The sequence below is a fragment of the Enterobacter sp. DNB-S2 genome (assembly GCF_019443845.1).
Taxonomy (GTDB): Bacteria; Pseudomonadota; Gammaproteobacteria; order Enterobacterales; family Enterobacteriaceae; genus Enterobacter; species Enterobacter asburiae_B.
This window is the reverse complement of record NZ_CP050520.1, coordinates 442042-467788: the sequence shown is the minus strand read 5'-3', so window position 1 is coordinate 467788 and position 25747 is coordinate 442042. Positions and strand designations below refer to the sequence as shown.

Here is a 25747-nt window from a genome sequence, read left to right as displayed (position 1 = left end):
AAGCGCTTACAGAGAGGCCATGATTAACTGCATGAAATACCACGATCTCCGCGACTTCCTGACGCTGCTGGAAAAGCAGGGTGAACTCAAACGTATTACACTTCCTGTCGATCCTTATCTGGAGATGACAGAAATTGCTGACCGCACCCTGCGTGCCGGTGGCCCCGCATTACTGTTTGAAAATCCGAAAGGTTACTCCATGCCGGTGCTGTGCAACCTGTTTGGTACACCGCGTCGTGTTGCACTGGGAATGGGGCAGGAAGACGTCTCTGCGCTGCGTGAAGTCGGTAAACTGCTGGCGTTTCTGAAAGAGCCGGAGCCACCGAAAGGCTTCCGCGATCTGTTCGACAAGCTGCCGCAGTTTAAGCAGGTGCTGAACATGCCCACCAAACGCCTGCGCGGTGCGCCGTGCCAGCAGAAAGTGCTCGAAGGCGATGCGGTTGATCTGACTAAAATCCCCATCATGCAGTGCTGGCCTGAAGATGCCGCTCCGCTTATCACCTGGGGGCTGACCGTTACGCGCGGCCCGCACAAAGAGCGGCAAAACCTCGGTATTTACCGCCAGCAGTTGATTGGCAAGAATAAACTCATCATGCGCTGGCTGTCGCATCGCGGCGGCGCGCTGGATTTCCAGGAGTGGTGCGCTGCGCATCCGGGGGAGCGTTTCCCGGTGTCTGTCGCCTTAGGCGCCGATCCGGCCACCATTCTGGGAGCCGTCACGCCGGTGCCGGATACGCTCTCTGAATATGCATTTGCAGGCCTGCTGCGCGGAACGAAAACCGAAGTCGTGAAGTGTATCTCTAACGATCTCGAAGTTCCTGCCAGTGCGGAAATTGTGCTGGAAGGTTACCTCGAGCAGGGTGAAATGGCGCCAGAAGGCCCTTACGGCGACCACACCGGCTATTACAACGAAGTGGATAACTTCCCGGTGTTTACCGTGACGCACATTACGCAGCGTGAAGATGCGATTTATCACTCCACGTATACCGGACGTCCACCGGATGAACCGGCGGTGCTGGGCGTGGCGCTGAATGAAGTGTTTGTGCCGATCCTGCAAAAGCAGTTCCCGGAAATTGTTGATTTTTATCTGCCGCCTGAAGGATGCTCGTATCGCATGGCGGTGGTCACGATGAAGAAGCAGTATCCTGGTCACGCTAAACGCGTGATGATGGGCGTATGGTCTTTCCTGCGCCAGTTTATGTATACCAAATTTGTTATTGTCTGCGATGATGACGTTAACGCCCGCGACTGGAATGACGTAATCTGGGCCATTACCACGCGAATGGACCCGGCGCGCGATACGGTGTTAGTCGAAAATACGCCGATAGATTACCTGGATTTTGCCTCGCCGGTTTCCGGCCTTGGCTCAAAGATGGGACTGGATGCCACAAATAAATGGCCTGGCGAAACCGACCGTGAATGGGGTCGCCCGATCAAAAAAGATCCTGCAGTGACCGCGCGAATTGACGCGATCTGGGACGAGCTGGCCATAATGAATAACGGTAAACCCTGAGCTGACCGTTAAGCCCTATAGACTTCCCGACAGAGAGAGCGAATGACAACCTTAAGCTGTAAAGTGACCTCGGTAGATGCCATCACCGACACCGTATATCGCGTCCGTTTAGTGCCAGAAGCGCCATTCTCTTTCCGCGCGGGTCAGTACCTGATGGTTGTGATGGATGAGCGTGATAAGCGTCCTTTCTCTATGGCCTCAACGCCAGCGGAGCAGGAATTTATTGAGCTTCATATTGGTGCGTCAGAGCTTAACCTGTATGCGATGGCGGTGATGGATCGGATCCTGAAGGAACGTGAAATCGTGGTGGATATTCCGCACGGCGATGCGTGGCTGCGCGATGACGAAGACCGTCCGCTGATCCTGATCGCTGGCGGTACGGGCTTCTCTTATGTGCGCTCTATTCTGTTGACCGCCCTGGCGCGTAACCCGGACCGTGACATCACCATTTACTGGGGTGGCCGCGAAGAGAAACATCTGTACGACCTGTCTGAGCTGGAAGCGCTGAGCGTAACCCATCCTAACCTGCGCATTGAGCCGGTGGTTGAGCAGCCGGAAGAGGGCTGGCGTGGTCGCAGCGGGACGGTGCTGACGGCGGTGCTGCAGGATCACGGCACGCTGGCAGGGCACGATATCTATATCGCTGGCCGTTTTGAGATGGCGAAAATTGCCCGCGACCTGTTCTGCAACGAACGTGACGCGCGTGAAGACCGCCTGTTTGGCGATGCGTTTGCCTTCATTTAAATAAAAAACCCGCCCCTGACAGGCGGGAAGAACGGCAACTAAACTGTCTCTCTTCGCCAATGACGCCATAACTGCGTTGGCTGCGCTCGTTCACCCGAATCACTTACTTGAGTAAGCTCATCGGGATTCGCTCGCTTGCCGCCTTGTTCTGACGCCATTGGCTTTGAGATACTTTTCCTGATTTACACTCTCTCAAACACCGTCGCGATACCCTGACCCAGCCCGATACACATCGTTGCCAGACCAAACTGGGCATCTTTGCGTTCCATCAGGTTGATAAGCGTCGTGCTGATACGCGCCCCGGAGCAGCCCAGCGGGTGGCCGAGGGCGATCGCGCCGCCGTTGAGGTTAATCTTCTCGTCGATCTGCTCCATCAGCCCCAGATCTTTAATGCACGGCAGGATCTGCGCGGCGAACGCTTCGTTCATTTCAAACAGGTCGATGTCGCTGGCGGTTAATCCCGCTTTTTTCAGCGCCAGCTTCGAGGCCGGAACCGGGCCGTAACCCATGATTGAAGGATCGCAGCCCACGACCGCCATCGAACGTACCCGTGCGCGAGGCGTTAAGCCCAGCTCGCGGGCGCGACTTTCGCTCATCACCAGCATCGCGGCGGCACCGTCGGACAGCGCCGACGAAGTACCTGCCGTTACCGTACCGGTGACCGGATCAAACGCAGGGCGCAGGGTAGAAAGCGCTTCTACGGTGGTTTCCGGGCGGATGACTTCGTCGTAGCTGAACTGCTTCAGTACGCCGTCTGCGTCGTGGCCGCCGGTCGGGATGATCTCATTCTTAAAGGCACCGGACTGCGTCGCCGCCCATGCGCGAGCGTGAGAGCGCGCGGCAAAGGCATCCTGCATTTCACGGCTAATGCCGTGCAGACGAGAGAGCATCTCGGCGGTCAGACCCATCATCCCCGCGGCTTTCGCCACGTTACGGCTCATGCCAGGATGAAAATCGACCCCGTGGCTCATCGGCACGTGACCCATGTGCTCGACGCCGCCCACCAGGCAGGCCTGCGCATCACCGGTCATGATCATCCGCGCCGCGTCGTGCAGCGCCTGCATTGATGAACCGCACAGGCGGTTCACGGTGACAGCCGGAACCGAATGCGGGATCTCCGCCAGCAGCGACGCGTTACGGGCGATGTTGAAACCTTGCTCCAGGGTCTGCTGCACGCAGCCCCAGTAGATATCGTCCAGCGCAGCAGGATCCAGCGCCGGGTTACGCGCCAGCAGGCTACGCATCAGATGCGCGGAGAGGTCTTCCGCACGCACGTTACGGAATGCACCGCCTTTTGAACGGCCCATCGGGGTGCGAATCGCATCAACAATGACAACCTTTTCCATTGTGACTCCTTAAGCCGTTTTCAGCTCGCCAACCGGACGGGCTGGCTCAACTGCTGGATAGTAGGGTTCGTTATGGCGCGCTTTGTTACGCAGCCCTTCCGGCACCTCATAAAGCGGGCCGAGGTGCTGATACTGCTGAGCCATATCGAGATAGCGGGCGCTGCCGAGCGTGTCCAGCCAGCGGAACGCGCCGCCGTGGAACGGAGGGAAGCCCAGGCCGTACACCAGCGCCATATCGGCTTCTGCCGGGCTGGCGATGATGCCTTCTTCAAGGCAACGCACCACTTCGTTGATCATCGGGATCATCATGCGGGCGATGATCTCATCGTCGGTGAAGTCGCGTTTCGGCTGGCTTACATCGGCCAGCAGGCCGTCCACCACGGCATCTTCTTCTTTCTTCGGTTTGCCTTTGCTGTCTTCTTTATAGCGCCAGAAGCCCAGGCCGTTTTTCTGGCCGAAGCGGTTAGCGTCGAACAGAGCGTCAATGGCGTCGCGATAATCTTTCTGCATACGCTGCGGGAAGCCTGCCGCCATCACCGCCTGAGCGTGGTGAGCGGTATCAATGCCGACCACATCCAGCAGATACGCCGGGCCCATCGGCCAGCCGAACTGTTTCTCCATCACTTTGTCGATTTTGCGGAAGTCCGCACCGTCGCGCAGCAGCAGGCTGAAGCCGGCGAAGTAAGGGAACAGCACGCGGTTGACGAAGAAGCCCGGGCAGTCGTTAACAACGATCGGCGTTTTGCCCATCTTGCTGGCCCATGCCACCACTTTAGCGATGGTTTCGTCAGAGGTTTTTTCCCCGCGGATCACTTCGACCAGCGGCATACGGTGTACCGGGTTGAAGAAGTGCATCCCGCAGAAGTTTTCCGGACGCTTCAACACGCTCGCCAGTTCGCTGATTGGAATGGTGGAGGTGTTAGAGGCCAGCACGGTCTCAGGACGAACCTTGTCTTCCGTTTCTGCCAGCACCGCTTTTTTGACTTTCGGGTTCTCGACGACGGCTTCGACCACCACGTCCACACGGTCGAAACCGCTGTATTCCAGCACAGGCTGAATGGTGGAGATCACGCCTGCAAGCTTCAGCCCGTCAATTTTTCCGCGTTCTAGCTGTTTATTCAGCAGCTTGGCCGCTTCGGTCATGCCCAGCGTCAGAGATTTCTCGCTGATGTCTTTCATCACTACCGGCACGCCTTTCCAGGCCGACTGGTAAGCGATGCCGCCACCCATAATGCCCGCACCAAGTACCGCCGCATGTTTTGGCGTCTCAACGTTTTTAGTCAGCTGTTTGGCTTTACCCTTCACGAACTGATCGTTGAGGAAGATACCGACCAGCGCGCGGGCTTCATTGGTGTGCGCCAGCGGGACAAAGCTCTGATTTTCGAGCTTCAGCGCCTCGTCGCGACCGAGACGGGCCGCGGCTTCAATGGTTTTCACCGCCGTGATCGGCGCAGGATAGTGTTTACCCGCCGTCTGCATCACCATGCCTTTGGCGATGGTAAAGCTCATGGTGGCTTCAATCTTGCTGAGTTTTAACGGCTCCAGCTTCGGCTGGCGTTTGGCTTTCCAGTCGAGATCGCCGTTAATGGCCTGACGCAGAATGGCGAGTGCGCCTTCAACCAGTTTCTCTGGCTTCACGACGCCGTCGACCAGGCCGATTTTCTGCGCCTGTTCTGCGCCGACATCTTTACCTGCGGCAATGATCTCCAGCGCGCTGTCGGCACCCAGCATGCGCGGCATACGCACGGAGCCGCCAAAGCCCGGCATGATGCCCAGCCTGGTTTCCGGCAGGCCGATGCGCAGGTCCGGCGTCGCCAGACGGTAGTCGGTCGCCAGTACGCACTCGCAGCCGCCGCCCAGCGCATAGCCGTTAACGGCGGAAATGGTCGGGACAGGCAGATCTTCCAGACGATTAAAGACGCTGTTGGCAAAGTGCAGCCACTGGCTCAGCTGTTCTTCCGGGACCAGGAACAGCGAAAGAAACTCGGTGATATCGGCACCGACAATAAAGGCCGCTTTGTTCGAACGCAGCAGCAGCCCTTTTAATTCAGGTTGTTTTTCAAGAACATCCAGCGCCTGGCCAAGACTGGCCACCGTCGCGGTATCAAGCTTGTTCACTGAGCCGGGAGCATCGAACACCAGTTCGGCAATGCCATCTTCCAGCCAGTTGAGGTACAGGGTGTCGCCTTTGTAGAGCATGTCAGTCTCCTGAATCCAGCAATTGGATCTGGTCATACCAGATGAATCGGAGTGTGGGATTTATGTTAATAAAATGCAAATTACTCATTAAGAAAATGCTGCATTGATCACGGTCGGTGGAAATCACGCAGCCGGAGTGAGGTGTGCTAAGATGCGATGACTTGAGGTCAAAAAAACGAAAGGAAGAATGATGGACTCACTGGCTTCGCTTTATAAAAATCATATCGTTACCCTACAGGAACGTACCCGCGATGTACTGGCCCGCTTTAAGCTGGATGCGCTGCTGATCCACTCCGGCGAGCTGATGAATACCTTTCTGGATGACCACGCTTATCCGTTTAAGGTAAACCCGCAGTTTAAAGCCTGGGTGCCGGTGACTCAGGTTCCAAATTGCTGGCTGCTGGTGGATGGCGTGAACAAGCCGAAACTGTGGTTCTACCTGCCGGTCGATTACTGGCACAACGTAGAACCGCTGCCGACCTCTTTCTGGACGGAAGAGATTGATGTGATTGCACTGCCGAAAGCGGACGGCATTGGCAGCCAGCTGCCTGCCGCGCGGGGCAACATCGCCTATATTGGCCCTGTTCCGGAGCGCGCGCTGGGTCTGGATATTCCGGCTGATAAACTCAATTCGAAAGGCGTGCTGGATTACCTGCACTATTACCGCGCGTATAAAACCGACTACGAACTTTACTGCATGCGTGAAGCGCAAAAAACGGCGGTGAATGGCCACCGTGCCGCGCACGAAGCGTTCCAGTCGGGGATGAGCGAGTTCGACATCAATCAGGCCTATCTGACCGCGACAGGCCACCGTGATACCGACGTGCCGTACAGCAATATCGTCGCGCTGAATGAGCACGCGTCCGTGCTTCACTACACCAAACTGGATCACCACGTTCCGTCGGAGATGCGCAGCTTCCTGCTTGACGCAGGCGCCGAGTACAACGGTTACGCGGCCGACCTGACCCGTACCTGGGCGGCGAATGCGGATACCGATTTCGCGCAGCTGATTAAAGACGTAAACGATGAACAGCTGGCGCTGATTGGCACCATGAAGGCGGGAACCAGCTATGTGGATTACCACATCCAGTTCCATCAGCGCATCGCAAAACTGCTGCGTAAACATCAGATTGTGAAAGACATGAGCGAAGAGGCGATGGTCGAGAACGATCTGACCGGGCCATTCATGCCGCACGGTATCGGCCACCCGCTAGGCCTGCAGGTTCACGACGTTGCGGGCTTTATGCAGGATGACACCGGGACGCACCTGGCGGCACCGTCTAAATATCCTTACCTGCGCTGCACCCGTATTCTGGAGCCGCGTATGGTGCTGACGATTGAACCGGGGATCTACTTTATCGAATCCCTGCTGGCGCCGTGGCGTGAAGGTCAGTTCAGCAAACACTTCAACTGGGAAAAAATTGACGCGTTGAAGCCGTTTGGCGGTATTCGCATCGAAGATAACGTGGTGGTTCACGAAAACGGTATCGAGAATATGACGCGAGACCTGAAGCTGGCCTGATGGAAAGCTGGCTGATACCGGCTGAACCGGTCACCTTTGTTGAGGAAATCAAGAAAAGCCGCTTTATTACGCTGCTGGCGCATACCGACGGCGTAGAGGCGGCAAAGGCGTTTGTCGAGTCCGTTCGGGCTGAGCATCCTGACGCGCGTCACCACTGCGTGGCGTGGGTGGCAGGGCCGCCTGATGATTCGCAACAGCTGGGGTTTTCCGACGACGGTGAACCGGCGGGCACGGCCGGTAAACCCATGCTTTCGCAGCTGATGGGCAGCGGCGTGGGTGAAATTACCGCCGTGGTAGTGCGCTACTACGGCGGCATCCTGTTAGGTACGGGTGGGCTGGTAAAAGCCTATGGCGGCGGAGTTCAGCAGGCACTGAATATGCTTACAACTACCCGCAAAACGCCGCTCACCGAATATACTTTGTTGTGCGATTACGCTCAGCTATCGGGCATTGAAACGCTGCTCAAACAGTTTAACGGCGTCATCGCGCACAGTGAATATCAGGCAATGGTGCAATTACGCGTGGCGCTTCCGCAGGCGGAGCTGGCTGCTTTTTCAGCAAAATTGGCTGATTTTAGTCGTGGTTCGTTGCAATTGCTGCCGATTGAAGAATAATCCCCACCTCACTTTTTTGAATACCAAAGGAAGCGGCAGAGATGCATTTTCGTGCCATAACCCGAATCGTTGGACTGCTGGTCATACTTTTTTCCGGGACGATGATTCTCCCAGGACTGGTGGCGCTTATCTACCGGGACGGCGCGGGGCGGGCATTTACCCAGACCTTCTTTGTCGCGCTGGCGATCGGCTCGCTGCTGTGGTGGCCAAACCGTCGTCAGAAAGGTGAGCTGAAATCTCGCGAAGGATTTCTGATTGTGGTCCTGTTCTGGACGGTGCTGGGGAGCGTCGGTTCGCTGCCCTTTATCTTCTCTGAACAGCCTAACCTGAGCATCACGGATGCCTTTTTTGAATCCTTCTCCGGTTTAACGACCACCGGGGCGACGACGCTGGTGGGGCTGGATTCCCTCCCGCACGCCATTCTCTTTTATCGTCAGATGCTGCAGTGGTTCGGGGGGATGGGGATCATCGTCCTGGCAGTGGCTATTCTTCCTATTCTGGGCGTTGGCGGCATGCAGCTTTATCGCGCCGAAATGCCCGGGCCGCTGAAAGATAACAAAATGCGCCCGCGTATTGCCGAGACGGCGAAAACCCTCTGGCTTATCTATGTCTTACTGACGGTGGCCTGTGCGCTGGCGCTATGGTTCGCCGGGATGCCCGCTTTCGACGCCATCGGACATAGCTTTGCGACGATCGCGATCGGTGGGTTCTCCACTCACGACGCCAGCGTCGGCTACTTCGACAGCCCTACGATTAACACTATTATTGCCATTTTCCTGCTGATTTCAGGCTGTAACTACGGTCTGCACTTCTCTTTGCTGAGCGGGCGCAGCCTGAAAGTGTACTGGCGTGACCCTGAGTTCCGCATGTTCATTGGCGTCCAGCTTACGCTGGTGATCATCTGTACCCTGGTGCTGTGGTTCCATGATGTCTACAACTCCGCGCTGACCACGCTAAATCAGGCGTTCTTCCAGGTGGTATCAATGGCGACGACCGCCGGGTTTACCACGGACAGCATCGCGCGCTGGCCTCTGTTCCTGCCGGTGCTGCTGTTATGCTCGGCATTTATCGGGGGCTGTGCGGGTTCTACGGGCGGCGGCCTGAAGGTAATTCGTATTCTGCTGCTGTTTAAGCAGGGGAACCGTGAGCTGAAGCGCCTGGTCCACCCGAACGCGGTTTACAGCATCAAACTCGGGAACCGCGCGCTGCCGGAACGTATCCTCGAAGCGGTGTGGGGATTCTTCTCGGCGTATGCGCTGGTCTTTATCGTCAGTATGCTGGCGATTATCGCGACGGGGGTGGATGATTTCTCCGCCTTTGCGTCCGTCGTAGCAACATTGAATAACCTCGGGCCCGGCCTGGGCGTTGTGGCAGATAACTTTGCCAGCATGAACCCGGTCGCGAAATGGATCCTCATCGCCAATATGCTGTTTGGTCGTCTTGAGGTCTTTACGCTGCTGGTGCTGTTCACCCCTACATTCTGGCGCGAGTAAGGAGCCGTTGATGAAAACATTGATTCTTTTCTCTACGCGAGACGGGCAAACGCGCGAGATTGCCGCGTATCTGGCATCGGAATTAAAAGAGCTGGGTATTTACTCTGATGTGGTGAACCTGAACCGTGCGGAGCAGATTGCCTGGCAGGAGTACGATCGCGTGGTAATTGGCGCGTCAATTCGTTACGGGCATTTCCATCCGGCGCTGGATCGCTTTGTGAAAAAGCACACGGCGGTGCTCAACAAATTGCCTGGTGCGTTTTACTCGGTCAACCTGGTCGCACGTAAAGCCGAGAAGCGTACGCCGCAGACCAACAGCTATACACGCAAGTTTTTACTCAGCTCGCCGTGGCAGCCTGACCTGTGCGCCGTCTTTGCCGGCGCGCTGCGCTACCCTCGCTACCGCTGGTATGACCGCTTTATGATCCGCCTGATTATGAAGATGAGGGGGGGGGAAACCGATACGCGTAAAGAAGTGGTTTATACCGACTGGTCGCAGGTGGCCAGTTTTGCGCGGGAAATCGCACATTTAACGGGCGATTCGCGACATAAATAAGCGTTAAGTTTGAAAAGTGAGCGAACGAAAAGTTTTTTGTATTTTATGCTTGTCACGTCGGAATAACTCCCTATAATGCGCCTCCACTGACACGGAACAACGGCACACACGCCGCCGGGTCAGCAGAGAAAAGCGAAATTAATCACTTGACTCTGAAGCGGGAAAGCGTAATATGCACACCCCGCGCCGCTGCGAAAAGCGAAGCGGCACTGCTCTTTAACAATTTATCAGACAATCTGTGTGGGCACTCAAAGTGACATGGATTCTTAACGTCGCAAGACGAAAAATGAATACCAAGTCTCTGAGTGAACATACGTAATTCATTACGAAGTTTAATTCACGAGCATCAAACTTAAATTGAAGAGTTTGATCATGGCTCAGATTGAACGCTGGCGGCAGGCCTAACACATGCAAGTCGAGCGGCAGCGGAAAGTAGCTTGCTACTTTGCCGGCGAGCGGCGGACGGGTGAGTAATGTCTGGGAAACTGCCTGATGGAGGGGATAACTACTGGAAACGGTAGCTAATACCGCATAACGTCGCAAGACCAAAGAGGGGGACCTTCGGGCCTCTTGCCATCAGATGTGCCCAGATGGGATTAGCTAGTAGGTGGGGTAACGGCTCACCTAGGCGACGATCCCTAGCTGGTCTGAGAGGATGACCAGCCACACTGGAACTGAGACACGGTCCAGACTCCTACGGGAGGCAGCAGTGGGGAATATTGCACAATGGGCGCAAGCCTGATGCAGCCATGCCGCGTGTATGAAGAAGGCCTTCGGGTTGTAAAGTACTTTCAGCGGGGAGGAAGGCGATAAGGTTAATAACCTTGTCGATTGACGTTACCCGCAGAAGAAGCACCGGCTAACTCCGTGCCAGCAGCCGCGGTAATACGGAGGGTGCAAGCGTTAATCGGAATTACTGGGCGTAAAGCGCACGCAGGCGGTCTGTCAAGTCGGATGTGAAATCCCCGGGCTCAACCTGGGAACTGCATTCGAAACTGGCAGGCTAGAGTCTTGTAGAGGGGGGTAGAATTCCAGGTGTAGCGGTGAAATGCGTAGAGATCTGGAGGAATACCGGTGGCGAAGGCGGCCCCTGGACAAAGACTGACGCTCAGGTGCGAAAGCGTGGGGAGCAAACAGGATTAGATACCCTGGTAGTCCACGCCGTAAACGATGTCGACTTGGAGGTTGTGCCCTTGAGGCGTGGCTTCCGGAGCTAACGCGTTAAGTCGACCGCCTGGGGAGTACGGCCGCAAGGTTAAAACTCAAATGAATTGACGGGGGCCCGCACAAGCGGTGGAGCATGTGGTTTAATTCGATGCAACGCGAAGAACCTTACCTACTCTTGACATCCAGAGAACTTAGCAGAGATGCTTTGGTGCCTTCGGGAACTCTGAGACAGGTGCTGCATGGCTGTCGTCAGCTCGTGTTGTGAAATGTTGGGTTAAGTCCCGCAACGAGCGCAACCCTTATCCTTTGTTGCCAGCGGTTAGGCCGGGAACTCAAAGGAGACTGCCAGTGATAAACTGGAGGAAGGTGGGGATGACGTCAAGTCATCATGGCCCTTACGAGTAGGGCTACACACGTGCTACAATGGCGCATACAAAGAGAAGCGACCTCGCGAGAGCAAGCGGACCTCATAAAGTGCGTCGTAGTCCGGATTGGAGTCTGCAACTCGACTCCATGAAGTCGGAATCGCTAGTAATCGTAGATCAGAATGCTACGGTGAATACGTTCCCGGGCCTTGTACACACCGCCCGTCACACCATGGGAGTGGGTTGCAAAAGAAGTAGGTAGCTTAACCTTCGGGAGGGCGCTTACCACTTTGTGATTCATGACTGGGGTGAAGTCGTAACAAGGTAACCGTAGGGGAACCTGCGGTTGGATCACCTCCTTACCTTAAAGAACCTGCCTTTGTAGTGCTCACACAGATTGTCTGATGAAAAACAGCAGTAAAAATCTCTGCAGGCTTGTAGCTCAGGTGGTTAGAGCGCACCCCTGATAAGGGTGAGGTCGGTGGTTCAAGTCCACTCAGGCCTACCAAACTCCTTTTAAAGGATGAGCGGTACAGAGATTGCAAACGATGGGGCTATAGCTCAGCTGGGAGAGCGCCTGCTTTGCACGCAGGAGGTCTGCGGTTCGATCCCGCATAGCTCCACCATCTTTTACTGCGAACACAAGAAAACTTCAGAGTGAACCTGAAAAGGTGCACTGCGAAGTTTTGCTCTTTAAAAATCTGGATCAAGCTGAAAATTGAAACGACACATCTTAATGGTGTGTTCGAGTCTCTCAAATTTTCGCAAGTCGATGGTGAATCGAAAGAAACATCTTCGGGTTGTGAGGTTAAGCGACTAAGCGTACACGGTGGATGCCCTGGCAGTCAGAGGCGATGAAGGACGTGCTAATCTGCGAAAAGCGCCGGCGAGGTGATATGAACCTTTGACCCGGCGATGTCCGAATGGGGAAACCCAGTGTGATTCGTCACACTATCGTTAACTGAATACATAGGTTAACGAGGCGAACCGGGGGAACTGAAACATCTAAGTACCCCGAGGAAAAGAAATCAACCGAGATTCCCCAGTAGCGGCGAGCGAACGGGGAGCAGCCCAGAGTCTGAATCAGCTTGTGTGTTAGTGGAAGCGTCTGGAAAGTCGCACGGTACAGGGTGACAGTCCCGTACACGAAAGCACACAGGCTGTGAACTCGAAGAGTAGGGCGGGACACGTGGTATCCTGTCTGAATATGGGGGACCATCCTCCAAGGCTAAATACTCCTGACTGACCGATAGTGAACCAGTACCGTGAGGGAAAGGCGAAAAGAACCCCGGCGAGGGGAGTGAAAAAGAACCTGAAACCGTGTACGTACAAGCAGTGGGAGCACCCTTGTGGTGTGACTGCGTACCTTTTGTATAATGGGTCAGCGACTTATATTCTGTAGCAAGGTTAACCGTATAGGGGAGCCGAAGGGAAACCGAGTCTTAACTGGGCGTTAAGTTGCAGGGTATAGACCCGAAACCCGGTGATCTAGCCATGGGCAGGTTGAAGGTTGGGTAACACTAACTGGAGGACCGAACCGACTAATGTTGAAAAATTAGCGGATGACTTGTGGCTGGGGTGAAAGGCCAATCAAACCGGGAGATAGCTGGTTCTCCCCGAAAGCTATTTAGGTAGCGCCTCGTGAACTCATCTTCGGGGTAGAGCACTGTTTCGGCTAGGGGGCCATCCCGGCTTACCAACCCGATGCAAACTACGAATACCGAAGAATGTTATCACGGGAGACACACGGCGGGTGCTAACGTCCGTCGTGAAGAGGGAAACAACCCAGACCGCCAGCTAAGGTCCCAAAGTCATGGTTAAGTGGGAAACGATGTGGGAAGGCACAGACAGCCAGGATGTTGGCTTAGAAGCAGCCATCATTTAAAGAAAGCGTAATAGCTCACTGGTCGAGTCGGCCTGCGCGGAAGATGTAACGGGGCTAAACCATGCACCGAAGCTGCGGCAGCGACGCTTAGGCGTTGTTGGGTAGGGGAGCGTTCTGTAAGCCGTTGAAGGTGTGCTGTGAGGCATGCTGGAGGTATCAGAAGTGCGAATGCTGACATAAGTAACGATAAAGCGGGTGAAAAGCCCGCTCGCCGGAAGACCAAGGGTTCCTGTCCAACGTTAATCGGGGCAGGGTGAGTCGACCCCTAAGGCGAGGCCGAAAGGCGTAGTCGATGGGAAACAGGTTAATATTCCTGTACTTGGTGTTACTGCGAAGGGGGACGGAGAAGGCTATGTTAGCCGGGCGACGGTTGTCCCGGTTTAAGCATGTAGGCGGAGGTTCCAGGTAAATCCGGTACCTTTTAACGCTGAGGTGTGATGACGAGGCACTACGGTGCTGAAGTAACAAATGCCCTGCTTCCAGGAAAAGCCTCTAAGCATCAGGTAACACGAAATCGTACCCCAAACCGACACAGGTGGTCAGGTAGAGAATACCAAGGCGCTTGAGAGAACTCGGGTGAAGGAACTAGGCAAAATGGTGCCGTAACTTCGGGAGAAGGCACGCTGATATGTAGGTGAAGCCCCTGCGGGTGGAGCTGAAATCAGTCGAAGATACCAGCTGGCTGCAACTGTTTATTAAAAACACAGCACTGTGCAAACACGAAAGTGGACGTATACGGTGTGACGCCTGCCCGGTGCCGGAAGGTTAATTGATGGGGTTAGCGGCAACGCGAAGCTCTTGATCGAAGCCCGGTAAACGGCGGCCGTAACTATAACGGTCCTAAGGTAGCGAAATTCCTTGTCGGGTAAGTTCCGACCTGCACGAATGGCGTAATGATGGCCAGGCTGTCTCCACCCGAGACTCAGTGAAATTGAACTCGCTGTGAAGATGCAGTGTACCCGCGGCAAGACGGAAAGACCCCGTGAACCTTTACTATAGCTTGACACTGAACACTGGTCCTTGATGTGTAGGATAGGTGGGAGGCTTTGAAGCGTGGACGCCAGTCTGCGTGGAGCCATCCTTGAAATACCACCCTTTAATGGCTGGTGTTCTAACGTAGACCCGTAATCCGGGTTGCGGACAGTGTCTGGTGGGTAGTTTGACTGGGGCGGTCTCCTCCCAAAGAGTAACGGAGGAGCACGAAGGTTAGCTAATCCTGGTCGGACATCAGGAGGTTAGTGCAATGGCATAAGCTAGCTTGACTGCGAGAGTGACGGCTCGAGCAGGTGCGAAAGCAGGTCATAGTGATCCGGTGGTTCTGAATGGAAGGGCCATCGCTCAACGGATAAAAGGTACTCCGGGGATAACAGGCTGATACCGCCCAAGAGTTCATATCGACGGCGGTGTTTGGCACCTCGATGTCGGCTCATCACATCCTGGGGCTGAAGTAGGTCCCAAGGGTATGGCTGTTCGCCATTTAAAGTGGTACGCGAGCTGGGTTTAGAACGTCGTGAGACAGTTCGGTCCCTATCTGCCGTGGGCGCTGGAGAATTGAGGGGGCTGCTCCTAGTACGAGAGGACCGGAGTGGACGCATCACTGGTGTTCGGGTTGTCATGCCAATGGCACTGCCCGGTAGCTAAATGCGGAAAAGATAAGTGCTGAAAGCATCTAAGCACGAAACTTGCCCCGAGATGAGTTCTCCCTGACCCTTTAAGGGTCCTGAAGGAACGTTGAAGACTACGACGTTGATAGGTCGGGTGTGTAAGCGCAGCGATGCGTTGAGCTAACCGATACTAATGAACCGTGAGGCTTAACCTTACAACGCCGAAGCTGTTTCGGCGAAGAGAGAGACATGATTTTCAGCCTGATACAGATTAACAGAATTTGCCTGGCGGCTTTAGCGCGGTGGTCCCACCTGACCCCATGCCGAACTCAGAAGTGAAACGCCGTAGCGCCGATGGTAGTGTGGGGTCTCCCCATGTGAGAGTAGGGAACTGCCAGGCATCAAATAAGTAGAGAGGCCATCCGAAAGGATGGCCTTTTTGCGTTTTTATAGGCTGCACAAACTAATCCCCCAACGCCCTGATTATACGGTAAACTACCTGCGTTTTTGCATCAGGATAGCGTCTATGAACCACTCCCTTAAGCCCTGGAATACCTTTGGCATTCAACGCAATGCTAAACAAATTGTACGTGCCGATACTGCACAGCAAATGCTGGATGCATGGCAAAGCGCAACTGAAAATAACGAACCCGTACTGATTCTGGGCGAAGGAAGTAATGTCCTGTTTCTCGATGATTTTGCGGGAACGGTGATCGTTAACCGCATCATGGGAATTGATGTGGAAGAGCGTGCCGACAGCTGGCACCTGCACGTGGGGGCCGGAGAAAACTGGCATCATCTGGTGCAATTCACCCTCGAAAAAGGGATGCCGGGCCTGGAAAACCTTGCGCTTATTCCAGGCTGCGCCGGATCGTCACCTATTCAAAACATCGGTGCCTACGGCATCGAACTGAAACATGTCTGTGAATATGTCGACTGCATCGAACTGGCGACCGGAACGGCAAAGCGTTTAACGGCGGAACAGTGCCGGTTTGGCTATCGTGACAGTATCTTCAAACATGAATATCAGGATCGCTACGTGATTGTTGCCGTGGGCCTGCGTCTGTCGAAGGACTGGCAGCCCGTGTTGACCTACGGGGATTTAACGCGTCTCGATCCGGCTACCGTAACCGCCCGCGACGTTTTTGATTCCGTTTGCCATATGCGGGTGACCAAACTTCCCGATCCAAAAGTAAACGGAAACGCAGGAAGCTTCTTCAAAAACCCGGTTATCAGCAGCGAAAATGCAAAAGTCTTTCTTGAAGGATGGCCAGCCGCACCACATTACCCTCAGGCGGATGGCAGCGTGAAGCTTGCCGCGGGATGGCTTATCGATCAATGCCAGCTAAAAGGCACTTCAGTAGGCGGTGCTGCCGTTCACCAGCAGCAGGCTCTTGTGCTGATTAATCAGCGCGATGCGACCAGCGATGATGTTGTACAGCTGGCTCATTATGTTCGTCAGCGTGTGGGCGAAAAATTTAACGTCTGGCTGGAGCCAGAAGTTCGCTTCATTGGCTGCACAGGTGAAGTTAATGCCGTGGAGGCTATCGCGTGAAGGACAATACCGTTCCCTTAACCCTGATTAGCATCCTTGCTGACGGCGAGTTTCATTCTGGCGAGCAGCTGGGTGAACAGCTTGGCATGAGCCGTGCTGCTATCAATAAACATATCCAGACGCTTCGCGACTGGGGTGTTGATGTGTTCACGGTTCCCGGAAAGGGCTACAGCCTGCCGGAGCCGATTCAATTGCTGAATGAAGAAGCGATCCGCAGCCAGATCGGACACGGCAATGTTGCGGTGCTGCCGGTGATTGATTCGACGAACCAGTATCTTCTGGATCGTCTGCCTGAGCTGAAATCCGGCGATGCCTGCGTTGCTGAATATCAACAGGCCGGTCGCGGCCGTCGCGGTCGCAAATGGTTTTCGCCATTTGGCGCTAACCTCTATCTGTCCATGTACTGGCGACTCGAGCAGGGCCCGGCCGCTGCCATTGGTCTGAGTCTGGTCATCGGCATCGTCATGGCGGAAGTTCTGCACGATCTGGGGGCGGATAAAGTACGCGTTAAATGGCCTAATGACCTCTACCTCAACGATCGTAAACTTGCCGGTATTCTGGTCGAACTGACGGGAAAAACGGGCGATGCGGCGCAAATCGTCATCGGCGCAGGCCTCAACATGGTAATGCGCAATGTACAAAATGATGTGGTGAATCAGGCCTGGACTAACCTTCAGGAGGCGGGGATCGTCATCGATCGCAACACCCTTGCCGTGCGTATGATTAAAGAGTTGCGCAGTTCACTCACGCTTTTTGAGCAGGAAGGGCTGGCATCGTTCCTGTCTCGTTGGGAAAAGCTGGATAACTTCATCAACCGCCCGGTGAAATTGCTGATTGGTGATAAAGAGATCTACGGAACTTCGCGCGGTATTGACGCACAGGGCGCGCTGCTTCTTGAGCAGGATGGCGTGATCAAACCCTGGATGGGCGGTGAGATTTCACTGCGAAGTGCCGAATAACCTGATCGAGTTAATTATGCGAAAACCCGTCTGCGCAACGCTGGCCGTCATGATGAGTGTGCTGTTTTCGCCTCTCTCTCATGCGGATCGGGCCTGGGAGAGTTACAAGGCCCGCTTTTTCAAACCGGAAGGCCGTATTGTTGATACCGGTAATGGCGGCGTGTCGCATACGGAAGGTCAGGGTTTTGCCATGCTGATGGCGGTGGCCAACGACGATAAAGCCACGTTCGATAAGCTCTGGCAATGGACAGACAGTCGGCTAAAGAACAAAGAAAATGGTCTGTTTTACTGGCGCTATAACCCCGCAGAGTCCAACCCGGTCGCCGACAAAAACAACGCTGCAGATGGCGACGTGCTGATTTCCTGGGCGTTGCTGAAAGCCGACGCCCGCTGGCATGACAAGCGCTACAGCGCTGCATCGGATGCAATTACCAAAGCACTGATTGACCACAGCGTGATCCGCTATGCCGGTTACCGCGTGATGCTGCCCGGCGTCCAGGGGTTTAAGCTTGAGGGTGAAGTGGTCCTTAATCCTTCCTATTTCGTGTTTCCGGCCTGGCAGGCCTTCTCCAGACGCAGTCATTTGCCGGTCTGGCGCGATTTGATTAAGGACGGGAAACGCCTGCTGGGTAAAATGGGTTCGGGTAAAGCGAATCTACCCACTGACTGGGTTTCACTGGCATCAGGTGGCAAGCTGGCTCCTGCTAAAGGCTGGCCGCCGCGAATGAGCTATGACGCGATTCGTGTTCCGCTGTACGTTGCCTGGTCTGATAAGCAAAGCCCGCTGCTGACGCCGTGGAAGGCCTGGTTCGGTCAGTTCCCCCGGGAACAAACGCCCGCCTGGGTTAACGTCGCGACCAACGAATATGCGCCCTACATGATGGAAGGCGGCCTGCTGGCCGTACGTGATTTCACGATGGGGCAGTCTTCCGGTGAACCCGAAATCACCTCTAAAGACGACTACTATTCGGCAAGTCTGAAAATGCTGGTGTGGATCGCCCAGCAATAATGTCGACATTATCCCTCTCCCCGATGGGGAGAGGGACGTCATACCGTGTTACTGCGGATACGGTACCCAATCCCCGCCGTTCAGGCGAACGTAAGGTTTGTTTTGATATTGAATGACGACCGCGTTAGCGTTTTCTGAGACTTCTGCCGTTTGCGGCAGGTTACTGGTGAGCTGATCCCAGTTCACGCTATCCTCCACAAACAGCTTCCCGTCAACGGCGCGGGCAACCAGCTCTGAGATCGCCAGATAGCTGGTTGGCTGTGTAATCTCAATCGGTGCGCCCTGATGCGGTGCCTTCATCCCAAAGAATTTAATGCCTGCAGGCACGTTAGTGATGGACGGGCTTGGGATATCACGCAGACCCGACACCTGCATTCTGTCACCTTTCAGCGCACCACCGTGCTCAGGTACCACAACCACCATCACTTTACGGCCCGATTTTTCCAGCTCCGTGAAGAACGCGTCCAGCTCGTCAAAGAACTTCTGTGCACGCACTTTATAATCAGCCGTTTTGCTCACGCCCGGGAAATGGTTACCGTCGTGGAGCGGCAGGGTGTTAAAGAACGTCGCGCTGCGCGGATTACTGTCTTTTTCGATGGTCTGCAGCCAGCGCTGCAGGACGGCAGTATCGTCATAAACTGGCGAGCCGTCGAAGCCCAGCAGAGAGACGGGAAGACCGGTTTGATCCATCAGCGGTGCCTGCATGCCGCCCTGTTCGCGCACCTCTTTCAGGAAGTTACCGAACTGGCCGTTATGCCCCAGCATCAGGTGCTGCGTAAAGCCCAGCTTTGCGAGGTTATCGAACAGATAACACTGGTTGCCGGCGGGTTGATACAGGTTTTTATGCGATGTCTGACCGCAGCTTGCACGCAGCAGGCGGATCGCCGCCGGGCCGCTGTACGAGGTGGCAGAGTTGAAATCTTTAAACTGAATATCGAAGTGTGACCACAGCGGATGAGACATCAAACCGGCGGCGTCCACGTCGGCCCAGGAGAGAGAACAGATGTTGATCACCAGCAGTTCAAACGGCTGAGCATCCGCCGGCAGCGCATCCGGGAATTTAGTCTGTCGCTTGTCTTCCGCGGTATAGAAACTGGAGAGCCAGGCGTTCAGGTTGGTAGAGGTCGGCGGTGCGGTCTGGGTTGGGATATCACCCACCACAGGCGTATCGCCTGCCGTTGTGACGGTTGCCGCCGCGCTTCCCCCTGTGGTGGTCACCGTGGTGGTCGGTTGACCGGCAGGCCACAGCGAAAAGTTCGGCCCAGCCAGCGTCAGCACGTTAAGCCAGATCATAATCGCGACGACAAATACCGTGACGCGGATCCACTGTGACAGGAACAGCCAGGCAACCAGCAGCACAAATACCGCGCCAATCATCTGCCAGTTAATAAAGCGCTCGGTCAGATCGAGGACATAGCTGGCGCTAAAGCCCGCCACCTGCGACCCCTGGCTCATAATGCTGTCCGGCCCCGGTAGCCAGGTATCATGCCAGAACAGCGCAAAGCCGACAGGTATAGCGACCCAGTGGCGCAAGCGATGTAACCTGATATTCGGCAGCGGCATCAGCAGGAAGGCCATAAACACGAGGTTGAGAAGGGGATGGAAATTCAGATAGCCTGCCCACAGCAGGCCAAACTTCACCAGAAAGTAGAAGTTCCAGCCGGAAAGGCCGCGCCAGTATTGCCAGAGCGGCGAGGGTGACGAAGCGGTATAGGTAGAATTAGTCATGTTTTCGGTCTGCCTTGACGTGTGATGCCCGTGTCAGTGTTCCGGCTGGTTTTACATAGCGAGGTTTAATAAACAGCACTCTGGCCGTATCACGGATACGGCGGATGGAATGGCGCGCATAGTAGCCAAGCGGGAAAAAGATCAGCGCACAGAATATAACCAGTTGAATGATATCGCTGATGTTCATGATGATGCGTTCTCCGCGTTGTCTGTTAATAAGCGAAGGGGCTCCGGAACCCGACGCCAGACGTGTCCATCATGTCTGGCATTGAGGATCGGTTTGGCATCGCTCTTGATAGCGAGCGGCTTAACCCATTGTTCAGGCTGGAGCGCACGCATCTGCACCAGCTCCGCGCTAATCGTATTATCTTCGAACCAAATCATACGGTTCGAGAAAATATCCCCTGTAGGCAGAGGGAAGATGTGGTTAAGCGCCGTATCGAGATCGTTTACCCGGCAGAAGGACAAAAACAGCACCAGGCGATTGTCGCCAATGGTCATGATGTCCCCTGTACGGTTCGGGCGACATAAGGTGAGAGCCTGTTCAACGCGAATACCCGGTACAGGACGCAGAGCAACCATGACCCCTTTTCCGTCAGCAGGAAGAAGCGTGTTGTTCATCATGTTGCCGACGGCGTCGCAGAAGGTATCCCATTTTTGGTATCCACGCAGCTTCATCGGCTGCGTCATGGAGAGCAGCGTGGAAATATCTTCCGGCACATGGCGGCTAAACTGCTGGCCCTGAACGCTTTCGATAAGCGTCAGGCAGCGTGACAACGGCGCATTCCATGGAATAACCATATTGGCGCCGCAGCCGAGAAGCAGGCGCTCATCGGTGGCGCGCAGGCTGGTATTATTTTCGCGCACGATGATTTTCAACGCACTGCCGCGCTGGCGGCGTAAGGTGTGGATTTGTCGTGCCAGCGTCTCAATCTGGTTATTCTGCATCAGCGAGAAAATAAGGGTTGCCGCCTGGGTTGTGCGGGCTTCATGGAAAAGGGCTTCGTTAGAATCAAACAATGTCCAGTTTTCCGACAGGGCGGGTGCCCCCTCTAAAACCGCGATATGGCTCAGGATGCGTTTTTCATCACTGCGCGGCTGCACCACGGTTTCTTCCTGCTGCGCCAGGTGCCACTCGCCCTCAATATGTTTCAGCGTAAGCTGTTGCCTGGCGCTCACGCCTTTTTCATTACACCAGAATGCAATATCGTAGAGATAGCTGCCTGCCTGGTCACGAACGCTTGCCAGACCGAACAGGGAGCGATATTCGCCCATTAAAAGTGAGAACAGCTTGTCATTATTACTGCCGGGATTGACTATCAATAGCGTGCAATTTTGAAATTTTGCCCATTTATTGATTTTTTCCAGCCAGGGCAGCAGTTTTTCAGCAGGCATATTTTGCAGGACGTTATTTGCGCATTTCAGAATCACTAAATAGTGATCCGGATCAATAGAGCACTGAACGTCGCGGGACAAAAAGTATAGACTATCGGCTTCCGATGTCATGGAAAATAATCGCACCGTCTGGGGGCCGCGACCACTTTCAAGCGTAATAATTTTCTTCGGCTCTTCGCCCATGCTAATGACGGCCACGCGGGAATCCTTATCCTGAGCAGCAATTGTCTGGTTTACCAGACTGATAGCATCTTCATTACGGTCCGTATTAATCCACCAGACTCCTCCGACTGGCATGTGGCTCAATTCGTCCCATAATGACTGGATGCCAATAGAAAATATGGAGTCCACGGTGTCCCTCTTTTCGTCTAATTTATCTGTATCTCAGTTTACTAGCGAAAGCGTAGAAATAAACCTAACATTGAAATTAAAGAACATCAGATTTAGCATGTAAATGAAATTTGTCAGGGCAGGAAGCCCCGCAACTTCTTTAGCGTGCGATTTTCCTTAAAGGGATGGAAAAAGAATGGATAATAACGAACCTGGAACCCCAGTCGACTCGACTCTGGGTTACACATTCCAAAACGATTTTCTGGCGCTGACGCAGGCCTTTTCTTTACCTGAAATAGATTACACCGATATTTCCCAGCGGGAACAGTTGGCCGCGGCTATTAAACGCTGGCCGTTATTAGCTGAATTCGCCCATCAACAATAAGGGAGCCATTGATGGCCATACTCGGATTACAGGGTGTCCGTGGCGGTGTGGGTACCACATCAGTTACCGCGGCGCTGGCGTGGTCATTACAGCTTTTAGGTGAATCGGTGCTGGTTATTGACGCCTGCTCCGATAATTTGTTGCGTATGTCGTTTAACGTCGACTTTTCTCGTGAAGAGGGCTGGGCCCGCGCGCTGCTTGATGATAAAGACTGGCAGGATGCAGGGATGCGCTATACCTCCCAGCTCGATCTGCTGCCGTTTGGGCAACTGACCACCACGGAGCGCGAGAATGAAGCCGCGTATCAGCGCCTGTTTTCGCAGTTCACGCTGGCGCTGCAAACCCTGAAAGAAAAGGGGCACTACAAGTGGATCCTGCTGGATCTGCCGCACGGCGCCGGCACGCTCACCCGACAGCTAATCGCCCAATGCGATCATATACTTTCCATCGTCAACGTCGATGCGAACTGCCATATCCGCCTGCATCAGCAGGGGCTGCCTCAGAACGCTCACCTTCTGATTAACGATTTGCGCATTGGCAGCCAGATCCAGGACGACCTGTATCAGGTCTGGCTGCAAAGCCAGCGCCGTCTGCTTCCCATTGTCATCCATCGTGATGAGGGGATGGCGGAATGCCTTGCGTCTAAGCAACCGCTCGGCGAATACCGCAGCGATTCACTGGCGGCAGAAGAGATCCTGACGCTGGCTAACTGGTGTCTGCTGAACTTCGCCAACAGGGCGGAGCATGCAGGGAGTTCTGTATGAGTCGTCTCGCCAGCTGGTTACTCATCCCACCGGTCAGTTCGCGTTTGAGCGAACATTACCGGCATTTCCGCCGGCACGGTGCTTCGGCATTTAGCGCCGCGCTCGGCTGCTTCTGGATGATTCTGGCCTGGATGTTTATTCCACTCGAACACCCGCGCTGGCAGCGCATACGTGCCCGGCACAGTGAGCTATATCCGCACATTAATCCCAACCGGCCGCGTCCTTTGGATCCGGCGCGATATCTCATTCAGGCCATCTGGCTGGTGGTCACGTCATCCCGCTCAGAGAAAATAACGCCGCACTGGCGCAGCTTCTCCCGCGTCCAGCAGTTACGTGAGCGCTACCACCAGTGGCTGGACAGACTGCCCAACAGCGTAAGCGATAAGACCAGCCATCTGGATAACCATAAAGAGCTCGGGCATCTGCATCCGGGCCTGCGGCGTTTTATCCTCGGCGTGATCGTCGTGTTCTCGCTCATTCTGGCGCTGGTCTGTATTACGCAGCCTTTCAACCCTCTGGCGCAGTTCACCTTCCTGATCCTGCTGTGGGGTGTGGCGCTGCTGGTCCGCCGTATTCCGGGCCGCTTCTCGGCGCTGATGCTGATTGTGCTGTCGTTGACCGTCTCCTGTCGCTACATCTGGTGGCGTTATACCTCAACCCTGAACTGGGACGATCCGGTCAGCCTGGTGTGCGGCCTGGTGCTGTTGTTTGCCGAAACCTACGCCTGGATCGTGCTGGTACTGGGCTATTTCCAGGTCATTTGGCCGCTCAACCGCCAGCCGGTTCCGCTGCCAAAAGACACCGCGCAGTGGCCGTCTGTTGATCTCTTTGTACCGACCTACAACGAAGATCTGAGCGTGGTGAAAAACACCATTTATGCCGCGCTGGGCATCGACTGGCCGAAAGACAAGCTCAAGGTCTGGATCCTGGATGACGGCAACCGTCCGGCGTTCCGCCAGTTCGCAGAGGAGGTCGGCGTCGAGTACATCGCCCGTCCGACTCACGAGCATGCGAAAGCCGGGAACATCAACAACGCGTTGAAGTATGCCACAGGGGAGTTTGTCTCGATCTTTGACTGCGACCACGTGCCGACGCGCTCGTTCCTGCAGATGACCATGGGCTGGTTCCTGAAGGAGAAAGAGCTGGCGATGATGCAGACGCCGCACCACTTCTTCTCGCCGGATCCGTTTGAACGTAACCTTGGCCGCTTCCGCAAAACCCCGAACGAAGGCACGCTATTCTATGGCCTGGTGCAGGACGGAAACGACATGTGGGATGCCACCTTCTTCTGCGGCTCCTGTGCGGTTATCCGCCGTAAGCCGCTGGATGAAATTGGCGGTATCGCCGTCGAAACGGTCACTGAAGATGCGCACACCTCTCTGCGCCTGCACCGTCGTGGCTATACCTCTGCGTATATGCGTATTCCGCAGGCTGCCGGTCTGGCAACGGAGTCACTGTCGGCGCACATTGGTCAGCGTATTCGCTGGGCGCGCGGCATGGTGCAGATTTTCCGTCTCGATAACCCACTGATTGGGAAAGGGCTCAAGCTGGCGCAACGTCTCTGCTACGTCAACGCCATGTTCCACTTCTTATCCGGTATTCCGCGGCTGATCTTCCTGACCGCGCCGCTGGCGTTCCTGCTCCTTCACGCTTATATCATTTACGCCCCGGCGCTGATGATTGCGCTGTTTGTTCTGCCGCACATGATCCACGCGAGCCTGACGAACTCGAAGATACAGGGTAAATACCGCCATTCCTTCTGGAGTGAAATCTACGAAACGGTGCTGGCCTGGTATATCGCACCGCCGACGATGGTGGCGCTGATTAACCCGCACAAAGGGAAATTTAACGTCACCGCCAAGGGCGGCCTGGTGGAAGAGGAGTACGTCGACTGGGTGATCTCCCGTCCGTATATCTTCCTGGTATTGCTGAATATCGTTGGCGTCATCGCCGGTATCTGGCGTTACTTCTACGGCCCGGAAAACGAAATCCTGACCGTCTTTGTGAGTATGGCCTGGGTCTTCTACAACCTGATTATCCTCGGCGGCGCGGTAGCGGTGTCGGTGGAGAGCAAGCAGGTTCGTCGCGCGCATCGCGTTGAAATCTGCATGCCTGCGGCGATCGCCCGTGAAGATGGCCATCTTTTCTCCTGTACCGTGCACGACTTCTCTGACGGTGGCCTGGGGATCAAAATCAACGGCCAGGCGAAGGTGCTGGAAGGCCAGAAAGTTAACCTGCTGCTTAAGCGCGGTCAGCAGGAGTATGTCTTCCCGACGCAGGTTGTGCGCGTGGCGGGCAATGAAGTCGGTTTGCAGCTGATGCCGTTGACCAAAAAGCAACATATCGATTTTGTGCAGTGTACGTTTGCCCGCGCGGATACGTGGGCTCTCTGGCAGGACAGCTTCCCGGAAGATAAACCTCTGGAAAGCCTGCTGGATATTCTGAAGCTGGGGTTCCGTGGCTATCGTCACCTTGCAGAATTCGCCCCGTCGTCGGTGAAATTAATTTTCCGGTCACTTACTTCGCTGGTTTCCTGGGTCGTGTCGTTCATTCCTCGTCGTCCTGAGCGGGATGAGGCGAAGCAGGCGGACCCGGTTATGGCTCAACAATGATG

Annotated in this window: 17 protein-coding genes, 2 tRNA genes and 3 rRNA genes; 17 read left to right on the top strand and 5 right to left on the bottom strand. The window is 55.0% G+C overall.

Annotated features, from left to right (window positions below):
• Positions 1 to 22: 22 nt before the first annotated feature.
• Together ubiD and fre are read left to right on the top strand one after the other, a co-directional pair.
• Positions 23 to 1513, top strand: a complete 1491-nt coding sequence (ubiD, locus tag HB664_RS02320) for a 4-hydroxy-3-polyprenylbenzoate decarboxylase (protein WP_161496003.1) — start codon at positions 23 to 25, stop codon at positions 1511 to 1513.
• Between the two features lie 42 nt (positions 1514 to 1555).
• Positions 1556 to 2257, top strand: coding sequence for an NAD(P)H-flavin reductase (gene fre / locus HB664_RS02315; RefSeq protein WP_008501516.1), 702 nt, complete (start codon positions 1556 to 1558; stop codon positions 2255 to 2257).
• Positions 2258 to 2439: 182 nt separating this feature from the next.
• On the opposite strand, the gene fadA is transcribed toward fre, so the two are convergent.
• A complete protein-coding gene (fadA, locus tag HB664_RS02310; RefSeq protein WP_008501515.1) occupies positions 2440 to 3603 on the bottom strand; it encodes an acetyl-CoA C-acyltransferase FadA in 1164 nt (387 codons plus the stop codon).
• 9 nt (positions 3604 to 3612) lie between these two features.
• Positions 3613 to 5802: a fatty acid oxidation complex subunit alpha FadB gene (gene fadB / locus HB664_RS02305; RefSeq protein WP_219940312.1), complete on the bottom strand. Its 2190-nt coding sequence runs from the start codon at positions 5800 to 5802 to the stop codon at positions 3613 to 3615.
• Between the two features lie 190 nt (positions 5803 to 5992).
• Between fadB and pepQ the strand changes: the two genes are divergently transcribed.
• The 12 genes from pepQ (at position 5993) to HB664_RS02245 (ending at position 18531) form a co-directional block, all read left to right on the top strand.
• The gene (gene pepQ / locus HB664_RS02300; protein WP_219940806.1) at positions 5993 to 7324 is read left to right on the top strand and encodes a Xaa-Pro dipeptidase; all 1332 of its coding nucleotides are present in this window, start codon (positions 5993 to 5995) and stop codon (positions 7322 to 7324) included.
• Entirely contained in the window at positions 7324 to 7938 is a 615-nt protein-coding gene (locus tag HB664_RS02295) for an IMPACT family protein (RefSeq protein WP_033146883.1), read from the top strand. Before pepQ ends, HB664_RS02295 begins: the two co-directional genes overlap by 1 nt.
• Before the next feature lie 41 nt (positions 7939 to 7979).
• Entirely contained in the window at positions 7980 to 9431 is a 1452-nt protein-coding gene (gene trkH, locus HB664_RS02290) for a Trk system potassium transporter TrkH (RefSeq protein WP_023309600.1), read from the top strand.
• A gap of 10 nt (positions 9432 to 9441) precedes the next feature.
• The gene (gene hemG, locus HB664_RS02285) at positions 9442 to 9987 is read left to right on the top strand and encodes a menaquinone-dependent protoporphyrinogen IX dehydrogenase (protein WP_219940311.1); all 546 of its coding nucleotides are present in this window, start codon (positions 9442 to 9444) and stop codon (positions 9985 to 9987) included.
• Between the two features lie 354 nt (positions 9988 to 10341).
• A 16S ribosomal RNA gene (locus HB664_RS02280) occupies positions 10342 to 11881 on the top strand.
• 69 nt (positions 11882 to 11950) lie between these two features.
• A tRNA-Ile gene (locus HB664_RS02275) sits at positions 11951 to 12027 on the top strand.
• Positions 12028 to 12069: 42 nt separating this feature from the next.
• A tRNA-Ala gene (locus tag HB664_RS02270) sits at positions 12070 to 12145 on the top strand.
• 180 nt (positions 12146 to 12325) lie between these two features.
• Positions 12326 to 15223, top strand: a 23S ribosomal RNA gene (locus HB664_RS02265).
• 69 nt (positions 15224 to 15292) lie between these two features.
• Positions 15293 to 15408: ribosomal RNA gene (gene rrf / locus HB664_RS02260) — 5S ribosomal RNA — on the top strand.
• Together the 16S, 23S and 5S rRNA genes with 2 tRNA genes alongside form the textbook arrangement of a ribosomal RNA operon.
• Before the next feature lie 126 nt (positions 15409 to 15534).
• Positions 15535 to 16563: a UDP-N-acetylmuramate dehydrogenase gene (murB, locus tag HB664_RS02255; RefSeq protein ID WP_143347688.1), complete on the top strand. Its 1029-nt coding sequence runs from the start codon at positions 15535 to 15537 to the stop codon at positions 16561 to 16563.
• The gene (gene birA, locus HB664_RS02250) at positions 16560 to 17522 is read left to right on the top strand and encodes a bifunctional biotin--[acetyl-CoA-carboxylase] ligase/biotin operon repressor BirA (protein ID WP_033146880.1); all 963 of its coding nucleotides are present in this window, start codon (positions 16560 to 16562) and stop codon (positions 17520 to 17522) included. Before murB ends, birA begins: the two co-directional genes overlap by 4 nt.
• A 16-nt stretch (positions 17523 to 17538) precedes the next feature.
• The gene (locus HB664_RS02245) at positions 17539 to 18531 is read left to right on the top strand and encodes a glycosyl hydrolase family 8 (RefSeq protein WP_143347687.1); all 993 of its coding nucleotides are present in this window, start codon (positions 17539 to 17541) and stop codon (positions 18529 to 18531) included.
• Positions 18532 to 18579: 48 nt separating this feature from the next.
• Here the strand turns inward: HB664_RS02245 and bcsG are convergent, their stop codons facing one another.
• Genes bcsG through bcsE form a run of 3 tightly spaced genes read right to left on the bottom strand, consistent with a single transcriptional unit; the run spans position 18580 to position 22005 of the window.
• Entirely contained in the window at positions 18580 to 20259 is a 1680-nt protein-coding gene (gene bcsG / locus HB664_RS02240; protein WP_033146878.1) for a cellulose biosynthesis protein BcsG, read from the bottom strand.
• On the bottom strand, positions 20252 to 20449 hold the full coding sequence (gene bcsF / locus HB664_RS02235; protein WP_024908822.1) for a cellulose biosynthesis protein BcsF: 198 nt from the start codon (positions 20447 to 20449) through the stop codon (positions 20252 to 20254). Before bcsF ends, bcsG begins: the two co-directional genes overlap by 8 nt.
• The gene (gene bcsE, locus HB664_RS02230; RefSeq protein WP_143347686.1) at positions 20443 to 22005 is read right to left on the bottom strand and encodes a cellulose biosynthesis c-di-GMP-binding protein BcsE; all 1563 of its coding nucleotides are present in this window, start codon (positions 22003 to 22005) and stop codon (positions 20443 to 20445) included. The genes bcsF and bcsE overlap by 7 nt, the downstream gene beginning before the upstream one ends.
• A gap of 175 nt (positions 22006 to 22180) precedes the next feature.
• Here bcsE and bcsR point away from each other — a divergent pair, with 175 nt between their 5' ends.
• The 3 genes from bcsR to bcsA are packed head-to-tail and all read left to right on the top strand — an operon-like array spanning position 22181 to position 25745.
• Positions 22181 to 22369, top strand: coding sequence for a cellulose biosynthesis protein BcsR (gene bcsR, locus HB664_RS02225; protein WP_008503237.1), 189 nt, complete (start codon positions 22181 to 22183; stop codon positions 22367 to 22369).
• Between the two features lie 11 nt (positions 22370 to 22380).
• Positions 22381 to 23133 (top strand): cellulose biosynthesis protein BcsQ, encoded by a 753-nt coding sequence (gene bcsQ, locus HB664_RS02220; protein ID WP_143347685.1) that lies wholly within the window; start codon positions 22381 to 22383, stop codon positions 23131 to 23133.
• Complete coding sequence (gene bcsA, locus HB664_RS02215) at positions 23130 to 25745, top strand: UDP-forming cellulose synthase catalytic subunit (protein WP_029740462.1); 2616 nt, start codon at positions 23130 to 23132, stop codon at positions 25743 to 25745. Before bcsQ ends, bcsA begins: the two co-directional genes overlap by 4 nt.
• Positions 25746 to 25747: the final 2 nt, after the last annotated feature.

Coding starts and splice junctions, on each gene's coding strand:
- trkH (WP_023309600.1), top strand. CDS start 7,980: ATGCATTTTCGTGCCATAACCCGAATCGTTGGACTGCTGGTCATACTT.
- bcsA (WP_029740462.1), top strand. CDS start 23,130: ATGAGTCGTCTCGCCAGCTGGTTACTCATCCCACCGGTCAGTTCGCGT.
- bcsG (WP_033146878.1), bottom strand. CDS start 20,259: ATGACTAATTCTACCTATACCGCTTCGTCACCCTCGCCGCTCTGGCAA.
- fadB (WP_219940312.1), bottom strand. CDS start 5,802: ATGCTCTACAAAGGCGACACCCTGTACCTCAACTGGCTGGAAGATGGC.
- hemG (WP_219940311.1), top strand. CDS start 9,442: ATGAAAACATTGATTCTTTTCTCTACGCGAGACGGGCAAACGCGCGAG.
- fre (WP_008501516.1), top strand. CDS start 1,556: ATGACAACCTTAAGCTGTAAAGTGACCTCGGTAGATGCCATCACCGAC.
- HB664_RS02295 (WP_033146883.1), top strand. CDS start 7,324: ATGGAAAGCTGGCTGATACCGGCTGAACCGGTCACCTTTGTTGAGGAA.
- bcsQ (WP_143347685.1), top strand. CDS start 22,381: ATGGCCATACTCGGATTACAGGGTGTCCGTGGCGGTGTGGGTACCACA.
- HB664_RS02245 (WP_143347687.1), top strand. CDS start 17,539: ATGCGAAAACCCGTCTGCGCAACGCTGGCCGTCATGATGAGTGTGCTG.
- pepQ (WP_219940806.1), top strand. CDS start 5,993: ATGGACTCACTGGCTTCGCTTTATAAAAATCATATCGTTACCCTACAG.
- fadA (WP_008501515.1), bottom strand. CDS start 3,603: ATGGAAAAGGTTGTCATTGTTGATGCGATTCGCACCCCGATGGGCCGT.
- bcsR (WP_008503237.1), top strand. CDS start 22,181: ATGGATAATAACGAACCTGGAACCCCAGTCGACTCGACTCTGGGTTAC.
- murB (WP_143347688.1), top strand. CDS start 15,535: ATGAACCACTCCCTTAAGCCCTGGAATACCTTTGGCATTCAACGCAAT.